Genomic DNA, 15,198 nt, shown 5'->3' on the forward strand with positions numbered 1-15,198 from the left:
CTCAATTACTCAATTACTCAATTACTCAATTACTCAATTACTCAATTACTCAATTACTCAATTACTCAATTACTCAATTACTATACTCACTCAAAAATCCAAGTCAAGAGTGAAATTCAGAAACAATAAAAACCACTTTGATTACAAACGCTTAGATAATGAAAAGGTTGATGTGAAACATTAAAAGTGTACTAATAATAGGTAATTAACTGTTTACAAAAGAGGGATATACAACCACAATAGCACTGTATATATAAACAGCTATAAAAGGTGATTTATGCGTATAGAAATGATGGTAACAACAGCTCAACTACCACGAAACGGGTTAACTCTTATCCAACAAGAGATGGAACGTCGAGTATTAAAGGTGTATCCAGATGCGAAGATAAGGATAAGAAAGGGAACAAATAATCAGCTAGAAATTTTTTGCCACAAAGACGATAAAAAACCCGCCAATAGATTAATTGGAGAAATGTTCAATGAAGCAGAGGAGTGGCTTCATGTTTAGTCGTCACTTAAACAATGAAAATGAACCGACTATTTACTACTCGCATGGTAAGCGATGGAATACCTACGAATATAACGGAGTGGTTGGAATACAAGCAATAAGCCACAAATTTAAAATACCAATACCACGCTTGATCGCAAGATTGAAAACAGGATTGTCAATACAACAGGCGATCGCCCATGAATTAGAGAATGAAAAAAAGAGGACTTACCAATATATCAACTTTAGTGAGATTGTCGCTAAGATGGCACCAATAGAATATAAAAAGAACGATGAAAAGGTAGAAAAAATTGATGTATGCACCGAGATAAACATACCAGAGTCGGAGATAGTCTACTCAATGAAGATATACGAAAAGGGGAGTACCATAACAGCGCCGGAAGAGCTAAGTCAGTTATGGCGATTAGCTCTTGGATTGCCATCCCAAGCAAACCAGGTATGATTAGAAAAGCCGTGACATATGAAACACGATCACGGCTTAATTACGTTAAAACTGTAAAGCATCTTTAAGGGCTTTGCCGGCTTTAAATGATGGAATACGGTTTGCAGCGATAGAAATAGGCTCACCCGTTTTTGGATTACGGCCAGTACGAGCAGCACGCTGAGAAACTTTAAAAGAACCAAAACCAATTAAAGTGACGTCATCACCAGATGCAAGCGTATTAGAAATCCCACACAAAATCGCATTAAGCGCCTCTTCTGATTGAGATTTTGAGAGTTCTGCTTGAGTGGAGATATGTTTGATTAAATCAGATTTATTCACATCAATTACCTATCTTATTGAAAGTAAATACATATTACTTAAAATCCTCAAAACAGCAATCAAAAAACACGCACACTAGTGACAGCGTAACAACATAAACAATAATCTATTCGGTTTTTTGCACGAGCAACCGTGTACAAATAAGCCCCCTTAAATGAAAATTAAACCGTACCAGTCTTATGAGACATAAAAACAGCAGCATAAGACAATTTAAACATGCTTGAGACTGTCCTTTTAACGGGCGTCTTACGGACACTTAAACAACGTTCTCAAAATTTTGGCGGCTTCCTGCTTACACCCCCCCGACTAGATGAAACAATAGTCTTGGGCTTAAGAGTTAATAACCTGTGGTATGATTAAGGAAACGCCATCAGATAATGCCAATGAAAACACCGACATCGATACACGATGGATTGTTTAAGTCGTTCTTGACCGTGCCAGACACCGCAAAGGATTTCTTAAATATCCATCTGCCAGCACATATCAAAGAAATCTGTGATCTCGAAACTCTCCAGCTTCAATCCGGTTCATTTTTGGAAGATGAGTTAGTTCCATATTACTCAGACGTACTTTACTCAATGGAGACAAAGAGTGGGGTGGGTTACGTATACGCTTTGATAGAACACCAAAGTAGCCCAGACAAACATATGGGCTTTCGCATGATGAAATATGCCATTGCCGCAATGAAGCAACACCTAGACGCGGGTAATGAAACATTGCCTTTGGTTGTGCCATTGCTGTTCTATCATGGCAAAACCAGTCCTTATCCATACAGTACAAATTGGCTGGATGAATTTGAAAATCCAGAGATAGCAAAATCACTCTATAGCCAGGATTTTCCCTTAGTGGATGTGACCGTGATGCCGGATGATGAAATCATTCAGCATAAACGAGTGGCGCTGTTAGAGCTGGTCCAAAAGCACGTTCGACAAAGAGACTTGTTGGATTTTGCAGACACACTGGTTACACTGTTATTAGAACGTTTAATAACGACGAATCAATTAGACAGTTTAGTAGAGTATTTGATAAGAGTAGGGGAGACATCAAATCTAGAAGATTTGATGCGAACATTAGCTCAGCAAATACCGGAGCATGAGGAGCGCTTCATGACAGTAGCAGAACAATTAGAAGCTCGCGGTCGCGAACAAGGCTTAAAACAAGGTCTAGAGCAAGGTCTAGAGCAAGGTCGCCAAGAAGGTGAAGCATTGGGTCAACAAGCAGCAAAACTAGCCATAGCTAAAAAAATGCTGGCAGCGGGTCTAGACAAATCGTTGATCTCCGAAAGCACAGGCTTGTCAGAGCAAGAATTATTAACCCTTATTAACTGATCGATCTTTAAATAGCGAAATTGCCATTTCGCTATTTTTACAATCCACAAACGTTACACTGTAACTATAGTAATGTAATTCATATCTCCCCCTCCTGGTCACTTTTTCATTCCATGAGTCGCTGTGCGACGAATACCAGAACGCGCTCGCGTAGCGAGTAAGACGCTCTCTAACCACTCAAGATGAAGCCTAATGGATTGATGAAGGTAATGGCACAAAAATTGCCCTTCGCCTTGCTAGAATGCGCGAGCGAAGCGAGTAAGATATGCGCTAAAGTTAAATTTTAACTGGTTATTACAGTGGTCGTTCCACTGAATTATGCGTATATGTACGGAAGTTTCCTGTCGGATGACAAAAGAAAGGATCAGCGCAGCCAGCTAGTGCGAAGTATAAGCAGTGTGTTTATAACTTGATGCTGGCTGTAGGTATCATGGAGCGAAGCGACCGTTTTTAGGGATCGATCAAGTTGGACGTGGGGGATGAGACTTGACAGCGCTATCGCTTGTCGGCTTCACACTGACTCTACATGCAAGCATATAGCAGCCAGTGTGAACCTTAATTATCGTGAACATATTTAATATTTATATATGTATTTATGTATATACGAAGTTTAACTACGTAGTACACATAACCGCTGCCTGTTTTTTAGATACTTTTTTTCACTATTTTCTTAGTCCCTTTACTTGCACTACCTTTTTAAAAAAGACGAAACTATGAGTCTAAAATACTAAAAAATCCACTGAAGGACGTTGTGGCCACGGTACAATAGCCAAAAGAAATGCTCATTTTTTGTTCTTTACGGCATTAGGGCGTGCGAAAGCCTCCGCCGTTAAGCGGATACAAGAAAAAATCTAGTGTGGTGCAGGGGTAAATTGTGAAGGCTCGTAACCACCAAACAGTGACGTCACCTTGTTAGCGTAATCATTTAAACGCGTAGCATTAAAGATGTCTTGTACGCCTGATGCAATCGTACGGAAGCTAAGCCAATCAAAACGTAGCCCTTTCTTTTCCATACGCTTGCGTGATGCGATAATAAGGGCACAAATTTCTTTATAGCGTACGACTTTTAGATCCTGGAAGAAACCTTCTGAGAATTGTTTGTAAGCGGCTGCGCTGCGCACCGTACCTTCGGCATCATCGACACACACGTTAATGCGTTCAGTGCGAAGATAACTCGCGCGTTTTAAGTATTTCATCACCTTAGCGAACGACTTAGGGGAAATGTATTCGCCCCAACGTAGGACGTAATCCTCTTGTAGCTGGTCATAGCTGATGGTTTTGAGTCCAGCAAGCGTTGGTAAACCAATACGGCCACCAATCAAATCCGTGTTTGGTAAGATACAGGCTAAAGTTTTGGAGATCAGCGTTCGACATTGGATGTTATTCACCGCAGCGCCACCCCAGGCAAACAGGCCAGGGAAGCGTTGAGGGTTATCAATAAACTCCTGACAGGCTTTTAAGATAAACGCATACTCATGAGGCAAGTTGACCACTTCACCACTACGTAGCAAACGGCGACAACTAAAACCTATGGTAAAGTTTTGATTGGTTTCTTGCTGTGCAGTGAGTGTTTCCTGAAAAAGTTCAATAAGCTCATGCTTACGCGCTTTGCGTTTAGCTCGATACGCTTTATCGTATTCAGGTTTTGTCAGGGTAGGAGCGGTGTTATCTGCTAACATGTGACTCGCCCTCAAAGATATAACCTAAACGGGTATCTCGGGGATAGCCATTGTCATTGACGGTTATTACTTGAACGCTGAGTCTACACTTGTCTTGCCTTGGGCAAGGAAATTCGATGTTAAACATACTTAGATTCCAGAGAGATTTTGGGGGTTGCTTGGGTTGAGAGTCCAAACAATGAAACTACAATCTACACAAGATCTACTTAAAGATCAAATTCTTAAATTGCAGGCACAAAAAAGCCGTCTACTCTCTGGGTAAGACGGCTTTTTTGCGAATGCTATGTCGTTAAGGTCTCACCCTCAACACACTCTAAAATCTTGAAAAATACACTACATAAAAAACTATGTAGTAGCGTGCTATGTAATGCACTTTTGCTTCAAAATTCTATATATATGATACTCTTTAATAGGAAAACTTCAACTAAACTCTATATAACTTTACATTACTTGTGAGTACCATATAACTTTCCCTATTACGTTAAAAGACGATAATTCTTCATGCGTATACTCTTCATCTTTAAACATTGGGTTATAACTACATAGCCTTATTCCATTCAATGTTTTGAATAAAACTTTTACCCTCAGGCATCCATCATAAGCTACGACGTATAATTCACCATCTTTTATAACCGTTTTACCACTATCTATCGCCAGTTTAGCTCCATCACTAAAAACTGGCACCATACTATCACCATAAGCAGATATGCAAAAAACACTTGACCTACAGGATGATGCAAGAGCTTTTGCTGGAACCATTTCTATTCCGTGTTCGTGCGGTTCTTCATTAAAGCACCCACATCCTGCGGCTGCTTTAACGTCTTCATAGTATGGTATTTCTAAATATTCTGATCTAGCTAACCTTTCTTTACCTGATAAAACTTTTTCGCTTACATTTAAAACTAGTGATAACTTCTTGATGTTTTTAGGTTTTGGCTTTGATAGACCTAACTCCCATTTCGATACCGCAACTGAAGACACACCAACTAAACCCGCCAGCTCTTGTTGTGTTATACCTTGCTCTAATCTTTTGTTTTTCAATATCTTAGAATTAAACATAAAAATCGACACCCTACAAACTCTTTTATAAGGGTACACAAACAAAGGTTTAGTTAGGTTTATTCTGAAGTTTAGTTTAGTTGACTTGACTTATTTGATGATTTATTATCCACCCATGATCATTCATACAGTAACCAACAATGGTTCTGTATGAAGAGTAGTTGTACGTATTTGGTTGCGCTCTTAAAAGCCTAATCAAATGCTTTTTAAAACCCTCATCGTGATTGAGGTCGCCAAGCTAAAGGCGATAAATAAGCACTCTGTGTTCCTTAGAGCGCCATGAAGGGCGCGGGCGAGGATAGCCCAAGAAATGTGTACGCCAAGAAACTACGGGCGTGGACCGGCATGCCGCTAGGCTCGGGAGTACGTAGAAATAAGACTGTTCACCCCACAGAGTCGTTAGCTGCCACTAGTCCGGTCGTGTTGCATTGTGAGCACACACAAGCGTCATCACAACATGGGTATTGGAAGATACCCATCTACTTTCAAATGCGAAGCACCCTGCTTGGCATCTCAAAGTAGATCCTCCCGAGATTTTTCCATGCACAATCCTGATTTTAAATTCGGCAACATGAAAATCCTCTACGGTTTTCTGCCAAACCACTGCTTATCCCTTATTGAGAGCATCAAAGGTTTAGAGAAATTCGCCTATCAAGGCAACGCATTCCTTAAAACCAAGTTTATAGCTCAGATGGAGACTGGCATTGTCTTTAGCGCACTCATCCACGACAACGAACCGTTGCGTTATCCAACCTTCCAAGGCGAGATTTTAAACATCATGATCGATCAGCGAGTCAGTCGTAAAGCATCAACGGCTCCACAATCAAAATCGACGACAGAATGTAAAGAATCGATGAGAGATCACAGCAAAGGAGTAGCTCGCAGAGCCAAAAACCGCGGTCGGATACCGAATGCGGAGCGCAAGCGCTTTAGAAAAGAGAACAACTTAGAGCTCAACGAAAAGAACTGGCGACAATTTGTGGCCAGACGAAACACCATCCTCGCTTTTTATCAATCTTCAACAGGTCGCCCCCATGCCCAATCAACCTCGCGCTGCCCCAAAACGACGCTCCAAAGCGCAACAAAAACGCCTCAAACGAGCCAAAGCCACTCAACAGCGCTTTGAATCCATTGATGCTCTACAAGAAGAAACAGGACTCTCATTGGAAGAGAGTCTTGCCGTGAGCCTTAACCGAAAGCCGCTAAAGCCTCTATAGACACCGACAACAAGGACGTTGTCGCTTGTCACTCTCACTTTGCACTGAAAGTCCATAGCTATACACCTGTATAGCTATGCGCGTTTTCGCGCATAAACCAAAAACAATAACCTTTAATTTTTTCTAAGGAAAATGACCAATGAATACACTAACTATGCCTAACACGGCTTTTATTGAACGCAACGCTTCTTGGGTTAAGCTGGCGCTATTAGTCAGCTTTTTCGGCATCATGCTCTTTTTCACGGGCAATGCTCACGCCGATATCTTTGCAAGTGGTAAAGCGGAAATCACAGCAGCAACCGACAGTAACTCAACCCTCTACATGGTTATCACGGTTATCTCGCTTGCTGTTGCTCTTATCACTGGTATCACCACCAAAAACTGGTTCGGGGCAATTGGTGGTTTCATGGCGTCTATGATTTTCCTTAAAGTGGGCATGGCCATGGTCGGCCTATCGTAATGGACGCCAATGAATACAAGAACTTCTACACCGTTCCACGCTACCTAGACCAAGGAAAAGTCATCATGGGTTTACCCGCTGATGAAGTGTTTCCTGTCATCATCATCTTTGGAATTTTTTCATTGATGAACTACATGCTGACAGGGGCCCTTGTGGGTGGGGTAGTGGGTGTCGGGCTTCATGTATTAAAGCAAGGTCACGGCGATAACTTCCTCTCTTTGATGTTCTACTGGTTCTCACCCGCAGCACTGACAAAGCAGATGTTTAAAAAAACGCCCTCACCTTGCCGTAAATATTGGCTCAATTAAATCGCATAAGGGTTTTCGATTGAAAACATCAAACCGCGACAACGCACTCGAAAGAGTGCGTTTTGTCAATCAATGCTTGATGGGCGCGGTCGCCTTTTTATTCCTGCTTACGCTGTTATTCTCAGGCTCCACCGTCTATCTCGCGCTCACCAAAGAGCGCACCTTAATGCCGCCCACCTTTGACTCCCCTATGACTGTTTCACGAAAATCGGTCAGCGATTCTTACCTAGGGGAAATGGCGGAATACTTCATCAACTTAAAACTCAATGTCACCCGTGAGAATGTCGCCCGCAACTATGGCCACCTTCTCAGCTACGTGGGAAGCAGCAGCTACCACATCATGCAGCCACTTCTGATTGAAGAAGCTACCCAAATCAAAACGCAAAATATCTCCTCAACCCTGTTCATCGGGGGAATTGATATCGCAAGCGACGAACTGGCGGTCAGAATCACCGGCACATTACAAAAGTACGTGGGCTCAAGAGCCTTAGAGCCGGAGCCTGTTAGCTATCTGGTCTCGATGTCCTACCCAAGCGGTGTGCTTGAGCTCGACGCCATCGCCAAAATCACCAAAGGAAAAAACGAATGAAATATTGGCTCTTTCCCCTCTTGATACTGTCCACTCCGTTGATGGCGGCGCAACCCTCCATCATGAGTTTTTCCAACAACGAAACCCTGACCACAAAACTCTCCAGCGTTGACATCAACCGCCTTGTGGTCAGAGACGACAAAATCACCAATGTCGTCTGTCCAAGTGGATTTTGTACCCTGCCGATGGGGAGCGGCGACCAAGGCTCCGCTATCCCACTGGATAAATCAGGGGCCGCGCTTATCTCGCTCAATGTGGAAGAGCCTTTTACCTTTTATATCTCCACTCTAAAGGGGAAAAACTTCGGTGTGTTTGTTACGCCGCTGCGTATCCCTGCCATCACAACAGAATTTGTCTCTTCTGAGCGCGATACCGGCGAGGCGTTTAAGTTTGAAGCCAGCAGCCCCTATCAAGAGATGTTGGTCGAGTTAATGAAAAGCATGATGCGCTTTAATGACACTCAAACGCCGCCAGAGGGGTATGTCTACACCCAAATTGCCGAGAAAAAACGCAAGCCAGCGGCACTTGATGTGATACCGCGCCGCGTATTTTCAGGCCACCTCTTTAGCGGCCTGGTTTATGAGGTAAAAAACAATAGCAGCAGCGAAGTAACGCTCAACAACACCCGTTTTTACGTCAACGGCCTACGCGCCCTTTCGGTGGATAAGAAAGTGCTTCGCGCTGGTGAGTCCACCTTGATGTATCAAATCGTCAGCGGAGAGTGGACGCTATGAAAAAACTGATTGAGCTGTTTACCTCAAAATCCAAGGAGTCACTCGATGACGATGACTTAGTCAGTGATAACCGAACCACCGCCAAACGTAATGGCATCATTGCCATCACCGTCAGCGGCACACTCATTCTTCTGTGGGGGGCGTTCTACCTCATCACCCAAAAGCCAAGTGCGACTGTGACAGAAAAACCACCGGAGTTTGGGGCGGTCGTCACTCCTGACTTTGGGGTGAAAGATACGCAATCGGCCTTTCTTGCTCAGCAGCAAGAGGTGACACGATTAAAATCCAACCTTGATAAAATAACGCGAGAAAACGCCCTGCTTGAAGAGAAGCTAGAGAGTGGCATTCAGCGTATGACTGACCTTGTTAATCGCTCTCAGGTGCGCGCAGACGACCGTTTAAATCAATTCTTAGACTCCGTGGAAGAAACCTTTGACAACAAAAACGCTGAAATGGAAGAGCGTATCGGTCAATTAGCTCAGCAGACTGGCTCGGTTCGCGCGCCCTTCGGCAATCAATGGACAGATGGATCGCAAACAGGCGACGGAAGAACTCAAGCGCAAGGTGGGAATGGTCAGAGCGACATGCAATCACCACAACTTCTTGAGCCGATGGGCATTCAAGCCTTCTCTTACCACTACGCTGATGAAACAAAAGCGTCTTATAAGCGCACCAGTCAAAACTATGTACCGACGGGCAGTTTTGTCACCGCCGTCATGGTGGGCGCGGCTGATGCGAACGCGGGGGTGAATGCACAAGGCGATACCGCGCCGATTGTCTTTAGAACTATCCACGATGGAATTTTACCTAACGGTAAACGCTCACGTCTAAAAGGGTGTACCGTCACGGCCTCGGTCTATGGCGAGATATCATCCAATCGCGGTATTGCACGACTGGATAATCTGAGCTGTATCTTTGATGATAAAGAGAAAGGCGAAGAGATTTTAGATATCCCCGTTCAAGGCACTGCCTTTAACTTTGGACGCAATGGCATTCGCGGCACACCGGTAATGCGCAATGGCAAAATCATCCAAATGGCAGGGGTGTCAGGACTGTTTACTGGACTTGGCCAAACCGCCAAAAATGCCTCATCCACACAAATCACCGGCACGTCGGGTGTCGTGACCTCCATCGACCCAAACCAGGCGTTTTTGAATATGGGTGGATCGGCATTAGAAGAGGTGGGCTCCAAGATGGCGGACTACTACATCAAGCTGGCTGAGCAATACCACCCAATCATTGAGCTCAATCCTGGTTCGGTGGTTAACCTTGTTTTCTTAAAAGGCTTCCCACTCGATGCTGACAAGCTGGCTGAATACGAAGCAAAACTCTATGGCGAAGAGAATCAAGGCATGACGCAAAGCCTGTTAAGCACCTACTTAAACCCAATGAGCATGCTGCCTAACATCCAACCGCAGAATAATGCTCAAGCCAACACTCAAACCGCCGCCCCTGCGCAAGTGGTTAACCCACTGATTAATCAGTTGCCTGCACCACTTCGTGACCAAGCACTGCAACAATTTAATCAACAAGGCCAAATCAACCCATTTTAAGGAGCGATAATGCACTATCGAGCTTTACTGCGTTTTATTCCCGTTCTGCTGCTGACTGGCTGCGCGGCGGGCATGGACGATGAATTTTCCTGCTCAACCATCGACGGGATCGAAGGCTGTGCCACCATGAATGACATCAACACCTTTATTGATGAAGGGCAATACGCCACGGACTCGCAAGGAAATGTCATTGGCCGAAAAACCAACCGAGATATCAATGATGAGAGTGGTAAGGAAGGCGAGCTCACCCTTATCACTACCTTAGAGCAGCATGTCAATCCACCGCTGCATTCTGGTGTGCCAAGTCGCTATCGTGAAGAGGTCAAAGAAATCGTGATTTATCCGTATCAGGATGCAAAAGGAAACTATCACGATACTTCCGTGATTTACACCATCCTTACGCCGTCCCATTGGCTCAAAAAGCCCCCAACGGACATCATTCACAGCCAATATCAGTAAAGACAACCAAGGCCAGCCATCGCTGGCCTTGGTTTAAGGAGTTAAAAGATGAACAACCCACATTTTTTCGCCAGCCAAATCCCACATCCGTTCCACACGGTGCTTATCAGTCGAAAGCGTAGAGGCATGTCATATGCCGTCATGCCGACAGTCAATCAAGACACATCAGATATTGAAAACATGTCAAATGAAGAAGTTAACGCAAATAGGGTTCCATTCTTTCTGTAAATAAGTCTTTTAGACCAATGTGTTTTACAACACCTGAACCAAGCTCCGCAGTAACAAGGTTCAACTCAGACTGCATCGGTCTTAGGATTAAATTAATAAAACCATATAACGCAAGGGGGTTTATAGCGTTAATTTCATGCGCAACCTTTAGCAAGTTTTCAAATTTTATCATCGCATCTGGTTTTAATAGCGATTCTAGCTGCTTGCAAAATTTCATACTTCACCTTCTGGAGCAATTAATGTCGTCATTCAATATCCAACTAAAAATGTTACAGCTTTGTAAGACGCTCAAATTTATCCCTGATGATCTCATTTCACTATCTCAGATTGAACACCATATCCCCATAGAAAAACAACTTGATGAATATCGGGAGCTCATTGAGGAAATTGAAAAACAAACTCATTTTTTCAGCCATGCCATTACACCTTGGTCAAAGAACCATGCTTACACACTTGATGAATACTTACTGACACTATGCCAACGCAAAAAAAACGATGGCAGAAAAAATAGTATTTACCCGATAAGACCGAGAACTACTGCAATAGAACCCTCTATTGTTTCCGTTCCTCACCCAAAAACAGATTGCTGACGAATACGCTCGGTATCAAGCAAAACAAGTGCTATCACAGCAAAAGCCGCATTTAAAACAATACTATAACTCTCAAGGATTTTTAATGGATCGTCTAATCGCCAGAGGTGGACTTGATACCCTCGCCAAACACTCTCGTCCCGATGCAGGGCATTTTCACAATGAACTCCCTTATCGATTCTACGATGAAGAGTCCGGCTTATTTGAAAACGATGGCACGCTCGGCTTTGCGAAAAAACTCCAAATCCTTGGCGGAGCCAACGACGAATTAGTGGATTCTCTCAACAGCCTCGTGTGCCGTTTTCCCGAAGGCGACAAATGGAATTATCAGTTTACCCTCACGGGAAATAACCAAGTCAGCGAATTTATTGATAAGAACTGCCAAGAGCTCTCAAAGCGTGGCGGCATTATGGAAAAAGTTGCCACCAACCAAGCCATTTATGCGCACCACAGCGCCAAAAACGGCTTTGGCTCTCGCCTTGGTAAGCAGTACCGTTTCGATTTAAAAAACTACAATGCCTACCTGTTTTGCACCTCAACCGCCAAAGCGGAGGATATCAAAGATTTTAAATCGTCTTTGGATTACGGATTGGTCCAAAACGGCATTGAACACGCACCGATGGAGCCACATGAGCTGATTGAGCACGTGAGCCAAATTCTTAATTTCAATCGTCAGCAAACGGTACACCAACCAAAAGAGTACATGGAAGAAGAACTGCTGCACCGTCAAATGGTCGAGCTCGATAGCGAATTTCTGGTGCATCGTAAGTATGTCGAATCTCGCTGCACCATTGAGGGACAAAAAGAACCCGCGCATACGCGCATCATCAATTTCTCGCTGCGCAAACTCCCTCGTGAGTTCCGTCTCTACAATTTATCGAGCTGCTTAACGTCACTGAAAAACGCCAGTAACTCGTTACGTTGCCCGTTTCGCATCAGTTGTAATTTTCGTATCGAGCCAACGGGTAAGCAGCGCACCGCCAACGAAACCAAAATCCGCTCATTGAGCAAGTGGGTTAACTCCCCCATGGCCATGTTCATGCCAACCGCGCAAAAAGAGTACGAAGAGCGTCTTGAGCTGCAAGATGGCTTTTTAGCAGAGCAATACAAGATTGCCTCAATGAGCTTAACGCTCACCTTGTTCTCAAACAAAGAGGATATGAAGGCAGACGTGGAATCGGCTATCGGGGTCTTTGGTGAAGCAGGACTCTCGATTGTGGCCACCGATATGCTGCAAGGACAAGCGCTTCTGTCTACCTTGCCCTTTAATATGTTGCCCTTCTTTGATGATGTGAAACGCGCAGGCCGCATGAGACAAATCAAAACCTCCAATCTGGTGAATTTCATTCCCATCGTCGGAGAGTACAAACGACTCACAGGCGGCATGTTGCTCCCAACCATGCGTAATCAAATCGGATTTTTTCACCCCTTCCGCTGTGAAACCGATAACTACAACATGGCCATCACGGGTGCATCCGGCTCAGGCAAATCCTTTTTTACCCAAAACATCGCCTTATCCATCTACGCCGCAGGGGGTAAGTGCTTCATCATGGATAAAGGGGACTCCTACAAGAAGCTCACTCAGACTTTGGGCGGCGTTTACATGACTGCGGGGAATATCTTCTTAAACCCGTTTACCCATATTGCCAGCGCTGAAAAAATGGCGGGCACGTCTTTCTCAGATGCAGAGCTTGCTGAAGAGAAAAAAGACGACCCGATGAGTATTTTGCTTGGGGATATCACCGGCTTGATAGCGGCAATGGCCGCGCCCAACTCCGACTTAGATGATTACATGGAAAGTGCGCTCGGTGACGCCATCTTGCTGGCATGGGGCAATCATCGTAACAACACGCTCATTGACCATGTTCAGCATGAGTTGTTTGAGCTAAGCAAACTGCGTGGGGACGACCGGCGATTAGCCGACCTTGGCTACCAACTAAACAAGTATTGCACAACGGGTATCTATGGTGACGTATTCAATAAGCCGTCACAACTTGACCCCAACGCGCACCTCACCACGCTTGAGCTTGATGGATTTACCGATGCAGTGCTTCGTCCGGTGGTCTTTGCACTGATTGTTTCGATTAACCAAACCATGTATCTCGCAGGCGACCGAAACATTCCCAAGATTTGTATCATTGAGGAAGCCTGGTCATTGATGTCTGGCAGTAACCGTCAATCTCGCGCCTTTATCGATAAAGGGTATCGAACCGCACGTAAGTTTGGCGGTAGCTTTGCCAGTGTAACGCAAAGTATCAGCGACTTCTTTCGCTCCGAAGAGGCGCAAGCGGCGTACAACAACTCCGACATCAAACTTATCCTGCGCCAAGGCGAAAGTTTCAAAAAGTTTGTGAAAGAAAACCCGACCGCTTTCGACCCTTATCATGTCTCACTGATTAACCGCTTCCAAGAAGCCAAACGCACCGGATTTTCCAGTGCCATGATACAAGCGGGCAGTGTCACGACGTTCCATCGACTCTTTGCTGACCCTTGGTCACGGGCGCTCTTCTCAACCGAGCCGCACGAATACCAATATTGTGAGCAATTAGTCGAACAAGGTATGCCACTGCTGGAAGCGGTCGAACAAACCGCATGGCACTTCTACCCGAAAGAAATGCAAGAATTTGAACAAATCAAAGCACAATATGAGGCTGCAAATGAATAAACTCACCTCACACGCGATGACCGCACTACTGGCGGTCTCTTTTAGTGTGCCACTCTCGCTACTGGCAAGTGAAATCCTCAGTCCAACTACTGCCCCTATCGTCACCTTTGACTTAAAAGGCGCGGTAAAAAAATACAGCGGCTCAATGGCCTATTACCTTCCGCAGATTGGCATCACCGAACTGAGCGATGCCCTACTTGATGAGAAAGCCAGAGAGTACGCGTTGGTATTGGAAGATGAATTAGACCACTACGCCAGCGATAACAACGTCGTGATATTGGTCCAATCGGCTGTAGTGGAAGGCGCTATCGATATTACACCCATCATTGAGCAGCGCGCCCTTGAACGCATTCAACAACCTAAGTAGGTAAACATGAAACCTGCGGCACTATTACTGACGGTTACCTTGGGGAGCTTTTTAAGCTCCCCTCTTTATGCCAAGCATCTTGGGGTGATTGGCCAAACCTTTGAGATTGTCGAAATGGATATGCTCGATTGGATACAAGCCAGGCTCGCCCAACTTGAAGCCAATGGGGAAATGGCCAAGATGGAAGACCAATTCAAAGAGCAAGTGAAACGAAGTGTTCAACGTCCGGCCCCCGTCGAAGGGCTCTCCACAACCACCTCGCCCACCACTTATTTTGTAGACCCATCACTGACGCTTGCTGAAGATATTCGTAACGAAAAAGGGGAAGTGTTGTTTGCAAAAGGATTGACCATCAACCCGTTTGATTCATCCACATGGCCAAGCAACGTCCCACTGCCACCCATGGCACTGTCAAAACAACTCGCGTTCTTAGACGGGGATGACGAGAGGCAAATCGCGTGGGCCAAAGCGTATCGAGCGGAGCACCCTGGTGTGACCGTGAAATGGATATTAACCAACGGGGAACCCGAAGCAGTATTTAAAGCATTGGGGGAGCGAATTTACTTTGACCAGCAAGGCAACATTACGCGCAAACTGACCATCAAGCACATTCCAACGCTGGCTAAACAAGAGGGTAAACAGTGGATGATGCAGGAGTTTGATGTATCAGGAATGAATTAAACACAGAAAG

At 44.7% G+C, this 15,198-nt stretch carries 18 protein-coding genes; 14 read left to right on the top strand and 4 right to left on the bottom strand.

The annotated features are described in order from the left end of the window. Window positions 1–277 precede the first annotated feature (277 nt). Together IQQ51_RS00205 and IQQ51_RS00210 are read left to right on the top strand one after the other, a co-directional pair. Window positions 278–508, top strand: coding sequence for a DinI-like family protein (locus IQQ51_RS00205; protein ID WP_193840017.1), 231 nt, complete (start codon window positions 278–280; stop codon window positions 506–508). Continuing rightward, window positions 501–950, top strand: a complete 450-nt coding sequence (locus tag IQQ51_RS00210) for a hypothetical protein (RefSeq protein ID WP_193840018.1) — start codon at window positions 501–503, stop codon at window positions 948–950. The genes IQQ51_RS00205 and IQQ51_RS00210 overlap by 8 nt, the downstream gene beginning before the upstream one ends. 45 nt (window positions 951–995) lie before the next feature. On the opposite strand, the gene IQQ51_RS00215 is transcribed toward IQQ51_RS00210, so the two are convergent. Further along, a complete protein-coding gene (locus tag IQQ51_RS00215; protein WP_193840019.1) occupies window positions 996–1,271 on the bottom strand; it encodes an HU family DNA-binding protein in 276 nt (91 codons plus the stop codon). A gap of 377 nt (window positions 1,272–1,648) precedes the next feature. On the opposite strand from IQQ51_RS00215, the gene IQQ51_RS00220 reads away from it, so the two are divergent. After that, window positions 1,649–2,599: an Rpn family recombination-promoting nuclease/putative transposase gene (locus tag IQQ51_RS00220; protein ID WP_193840020.1), complete on the top strand. Its 951-nt coding sequence runs from the start codon at window positions 1,649–1,651 to the stop codon at window positions 2,597–2,599. An 851-nt stretch (window positions 2,600–3,450) separates the two neighbouring features. Here IQQ51_RS00220 and IQQ51_RS00225 read toward each other — a convergent pair. Together IQQ51_RS00225 and IQQ51_RS00230 are read right to left on the bottom strand one after the other, a co-directional pair. Continuing rightward, window positions 3,451–4,278, bottom strand: a complete 828-nt coding sequence (locus IQQ51_RS00225; protein WP_193840021.1) for a hypothetical protein — start codon at window positions 4,276–4,278, stop codon at window positions 3,451–3,453. Window positions 4,279–4,719: 441 nt separating this feature from the next. Next, complete coding sequence (locus IQQ51_RS00230; RefSeq protein WP_193840022.1) at window positions 4,720–5,337, bottom strand: LexA family transcriptional regulator; 618 nt, start codon at window positions 5,335–5,337, stop codon at window positions 4,720–4,722. Window positions 5,338–5,878: 541 nt separating this feature from the next. On the opposite strand from IQQ51_RS00230, the gene IQQ51_RS00235 reads away from it, so the two are divergent. From IQQ51_RS00235 to traV, 7 genes are all read left to right on the top strand, one after another. Continuing rightward, the gene (locus IQQ51_RS00235) at window positions 5,879–6,463 is read left to right on the top strand and encodes a hypothetical protein (RefSeq protein WP_193840023.1); all 585 of its coding nucleotides are present in this window, start codon (window positions 5,879–5,881) and stop codon (window positions 6,461–6,463) included. Window positions 6,464–6,693: 230 nt separating this feature from the next. Then, window positions 6,694–7,014, top strand: coding sequence for a hypothetical protein (locus IQQ51_RS00240; RefSeq protein ID WP_193840024.1), 321 nt, complete (start codon window positions 6,694–6,696; stop codon window positions 7,012–7,014). Further along, entirely contained in the window at window positions 7,014–7,322 is a 309-nt protein-coding gene (traL, locus tag IQQ51_RS00245) for a type IV conjugative transfer system protein TraL (RefSeq protein WP_193840025.1), read from the top strand. The genes IQQ51_RS00240 and traL overlap by 1 nt, the downstream gene beginning before the upstream one ends. A gap of 19 nt (window positions 7,323–7,341) precedes the next feature. After that, window positions 7,342–7,911, top strand: coding sequence for a type IV conjugative transfer system protein TraE (traE, locus tag IQQ51_RS00250; RefSeq protein WP_193840026.1), 570 nt, complete (start codon window positions 7,342–7,344; stop codon window positions 7,909–7,911). Beyond that, window positions 7,908–8,645, top strand: coding sequence for a type-F conjugative transfer system secretin TraK (traK, locus tag IQQ51_RS00255; RefSeq protein WP_193840027.1), 738 nt, complete (start codon window positions 7,908–7,910; stop codon window positions 8,643–8,645). Before traE ends, traK begins: the two co-directional genes overlap by 4 nt. Further along, complete coding sequence (locus IQQ51_RS00260) at window positions 8,642–10,198, top strand: TrbI/VirB10 family protein (protein WP_193840028.1); 1,557 nt, start codon at window positions 8,642–8,644, stop codon at window positions 10,196–10,198. The genes traK and IQQ51_RS00260 overlap by 4 nt, the downstream gene beginning before the upstream one ends. 9 nt (window positions 10,199–10,207) lie before the next feature. Continuing rightward, entirely contained in the window at window positions 10,208–10,657 is a 450-nt protein-coding gene (gene traV / locus IQQ51_RS00265; RefSeq protein WP_193840029.1) for a type IV conjugative transfer system lipoprotein TraV, read from the top strand. Window positions 10,658–10,853: 196 nt separating this feature from the next. On the opposite strand, the gene IQQ51_RS00270 is transcribed toward traV, so the two are convergent. Continuing rightward, complete coding sequence (locus IQQ51_RS00270) at window positions 10,854–11,102, bottom strand: hypothetical protein (RefSeq protein WP_193840030.1); 249 nt, start codon at window positions 11,100–11,102, stop codon at window positions 10,854–10,856. Between the two features lie 22 nt (window positions 11,103–11,124). Here IQQ51_RS00270 and IQQ51_RS00275 point away from each other — a divergent pair, with 22 nt between their 5' ends. The 4 genes from IQQ51_RS00275 (at window position 11,125) to traW (ending at window position 15,188) form a co-directional block, all read left to right on the top strand. Beyond that, window positions 11,125–11,475 (top strand): hypothetical protein, encoded by a 351-nt coding sequence (locus tag IQQ51_RS00275; RefSeq protein ID WP_193840031.1) that lies wholly within the window; start codon window positions 11,125–11,127, stop codon window positions 11,473–11,475. 85 nt (window positions 11,476–11,560) lie between these two features. Beyond that, a complete protein-coding gene (gene traC / locus IQQ51_RS00280) occupies window positions 11,561–14,140 on the top strand; it encodes a type IV secretion system protein TraC (RefSeq protein ID WP_193840032.1) in 2,580 nt (859 codons plus the stop codon). Continuing rightward, a complete protein-coding gene (locus IQQ51_RS00285; protein ID WP_193840033.1) occupies window positions 14,133–14,507 on the top strand; it encodes a TrbI F-type domain-containing protein in 375 nt (124 codons plus the stop codon). The genes traC and IQQ51_RS00285 overlap by 8 nt, the downstream gene beginning before the upstream one ends. Window positions 14,508–14,513: 6 nt before the next feature. After that, entirely contained in the window at window positions 14,514–15,188 is a 675-nt protein-coding gene (gene traW / locus IQQ51_RS00290; protein WP_193840034.1) for a type-F conjugative transfer system protein TraW, read from the top strand. Window positions 15,189–15,198: the final 10 nt, after the last annotated feature.

The organism is Vibrio sp. OPT18, assembly GCF_015163615.1.
Taxonomy (GTDB): Bacteria; Pseudomonadota; Gammaproteobacteria; order Enterobacterales; family Vibrionaceae; genus Vibrio; species Vibrio coralliirubri.

What these genes read in the sequence shown, in the direction of transcription:
- IQQ51_RS00220 (WP_193840020.1), top strand. Translation starts at nt 1,649, where the DNA reads ATGCCAATGAAAACACCGACATCGATACACGATGGATTGTTTAAGTCG.
- IQQ51_RS00230 (WP_193840022.1), bottom strand. Translation starts at nt 5,337, where the DNA reads ATGTTTAATTCTAAGATATTGAAAAACAAAAGATTAGAGCAAGGTATA.
- IQQ51_RS00260 (WP_193840028.1), top strand. Translation starts at nt 8,642, where the DNA reads ATGAAAAAACTGATTGAGCTGTTTACCTCAAAATCCAAGGAGTCACTC.
- IQQ51_RS00210 (WP_193840018.1), top strand. Translation starts at nt 501, where the DNA reads ATGTTTAGTCGTCACTTAAACAATGAAAATGAACCGACTATTTACTAC.
- IQQ51_RS00270 (WP_193840030.1), bottom strand. Translation starts at nt 11,102, where the DNA reads ATGAAATTTTGCAAGCAGCTAGAATCGCTATTAAAACCAGATGCGATG.
- traK (WP_193840027.1), top strand. Translation starts at nt 7,908, where the DNA reads ATGAAATATTGGCTCTTTCCCCTCTTGATACTGTCCACTCCGTTGATG.
- IQQ51_RS00240 (WP_193840024.1), top strand. Translation starts at nt 6,694, where the DNA reads ATGAATACACTAACTATGCCTAACACGGCTTTTATTGAACGCAACGCT.
- traL (WP_193840025.1), top strand. Translation starts at nt 7,014, where the DNA reads ATGGACGCCAATGAATACAAGAACTTCTACACCGTTCCACGCTACCTA.
- IQQ51_RS00225 (WP_193840021.1), bottom strand. Translation starts at nt 4,278, where the DNA reads ATGTTAGCAGATAACACCGCTCCTACCCTGACAAAACCTGAATACGAT.
- IQQ51_RS00275 (WP_193840031.1), top strand. Translation starts at nt 11,125, where the DNA reads ATGTCGTCATTCAATATCCAACTAAAAATGTTACAGCTTTGTAAGACG.
- IQQ51_RS00205 (WP_193840017.1), top strand. Translation starts at nt 278, where the DNA reads ATGCGTATAGAAATGATGGTAACAACAGCTCAACTACCACGAAACGGG.
- traV (WP_193840029.1), top strand. Translation starts at nt 10,208, where the DNA reads ATGCACTATCGAGCTTTACTGCGTTTTATTCCCGTTCTGCTGCTGACT.
- traC (WP_193840032.1), top strand. Translation starts at nt 11,561, where the DNA reads ATGGATCGTCTAATCGCCAGAGGTGGACTTGATACCCTCGCCAAACAC.
- IQQ51_RS00235 (WP_193840023.1), top strand. Translation starts at nt 5,879, where the DNA reads ATGCACAATCCTGATTTTAAATTCGGCAACATGAAAATCCTCTACGGT.
- IQQ51_RS00285 (WP_193840033.1), top strand. Translation starts at nt 14,133, where the DNA reads ATGAATAAACTCACCTCACACGCGATGACCGCACTACTGGCGGTCTCT.
- traW (WP_193840034.1), top strand. Translation starts at nt 14,514, where the DNA reads ATGAAACCTGCGGCACTATTACTGACGGTTACCTTGGGGAGCTTTTTA.